Annotated in this window: 1 protein-coding gene; it reads left to right on the top strand. The window is 65.4% G+C overall.

Annotated elements, in window-relative coordinates; all coding sequences use genetic code 11:
* Positions 1-1,068, top strand: a 1,068-nt coding sequence (glnA, locus tag EYA84_RS32235) for a type I glutamate--ammonia ligase (protein WP_131057899.1), incomplete at both ends; no start/stop codon positions are given.

The raw sequence follows: 1,068 nt of genomic DNA on the forward strand, positions 1-1,068 counted from the left end.
CGAGGACGTGAAGTTCGTCGACGTACGTTTCTGTGACCTGCCGGGTGTGATGCAGCATTTCAATCTGCCGGTGGAGTCTGTCGACGACAACTTCTTCACTGATGGTCTCGCGTTCGACGGGTCGTCGATCCGGGGCTTCCAGGCGATCCACGAGTCGGACATGCTCCTGCTCCCGGACGTCGCCACCGCCTTCATCGACCCGTTCCGGGCGCAGAAGACCCTCGCGTTGAACTTCTTCATCCACGACCCGTTCACCCGCGAGGCCTACTCCCGCGACCCGCGGAACGTCGCGAAGAAGGCCGAGGCGTACCTCGCCGCGTCCGGGATCGCCGACACCGCCTACTTCGGTGCCGAGGCCGAGTTCTACATCTTCGACTCGATCCGCCACGAAACCTCCGCCCACCAGTCGTTCTACTACATCGACTCGATCGAGGGCGCCTGGAACACCGGCCGCGAAGAAGAAGGCGGCAACCGCGGCTACAAGACCGCCTACAAGGGCGGCTACTTCCCCGTCCCCCCGGTCGACCACTACGCCGACCTCCGCGACAGCATCGTACGCCGCCTCATCGACACCGGCTTCACCGTGGAACGCTCCCACCACGAGGTCGGCACCGCCGGCCAAGCCGAGATCAACTACAAGTTCTCCACCCTGCTACACGCCGGCGACCAGCTCCAACTCTTCAAGTACATCGTGAAGAACGAGGCCTGGGCCAACGGCAAGACCGCCACCTTCATGCCCAAGCCCCTCTTCGGCGACAACGGCTCCGGCATGCACACCCACCAGAGCCTCTGGCTCGGCGGCGAACCCCTCTTCTACGACGAGACCGGCTACGCCGGCCTGTCCGACACCGCCCGCTGGTACATCGGCGGCCTCCTGCACCACGCCCCGTCACTGCTGGCCTTCACCAACCCGACGGTCAACTCCTACCGCCGCCTCGTGCCCGGCTACGAAGCACCGGTCAACCTGGTCTACTCCCAACGCAACCGCTCCGCCTGCACCCGCATCCCCGTCACCGGCAGCAACCCCAAGGCCAAACGCGTCGAGTTCCGCGTCCCCGACCCGTCCGC

The sequence above is a fragment of the Verrucosispora sp. SN26_14.1 genome (genome assembly GCF_004307965.1).
GTDB lineage: Bacteria > Actinomycetota > Actinomycetes > Mycobacteriales > Micromonosporaceae > Micromonospora.